Below are 503 nucleotides of genomic sequence, written 5' to 3'. Positions count from 1 at the left end.
ACGTCCTTCATCGGCGCCTGGTGCCAAGGCATCCACCGTATGCCACACTAACTTGGCCACCACAGATACAAGATGCTCGCGCACACTATCCACGAATCAAAACACCAGCCACACACCCAACCACAACCCACCAGCAGCAGCCGCAACTCCTACCCGCAGACCAGTCACACAACCAGCCCACACAAGCAGAACGACCACAACCCCCGGGGTCTTCGTCAGGGTGGCATCCAGCGAACACAACCATGCGGTTGCATCCTCAGACACCCAACAGCGCGCCCGCACCCCCTCTTCCAAGACGAGATGCGGAAGTTCGTTCTTCAGCCCAGCCATCCCGACACCCGGCCAACACCCCCGAAGAAGCATCAACCACCATGCCGGGCCCACTTTCGAGTCCGCCAACCGCCACCGGCCACAACGACCAATGCAACAGCCAGCCACTAAAGACTCCTTAGAAAGGAGGTGATCCAGCCGCACCTTCCGGTACGGCTACCTTGTTACGACTT

The 503-nt window shown here is 59.4% G+C and carries 1 rRNA gene; it reads right to left on the bottom strand.

The features are described from left to right. Positions 1-452 precede the first annotated feature (452 nt). A 16S ribosomal RNA gene (locus ABD259_RS25760) occupies positions 453-503 on the bottom strand; the annotation flags it as partial.

Origin of the sequence: Nocardiopsis rhodophaea, assembly GCF_039530945.1 — a bacterium.
Lineage (GTDB): Bacteria > Actinomycetota > Actinomycetes > Streptosporangiales > Streptosporangiaceae > Nocardiopsis_C > Nocardiopsis_C rhodophaea.
The sequence above is the reverse complement of the archived record's forward strand: the minus strand, read 5'-3'. Positions and strand labels throughout refer to the sequence as shown.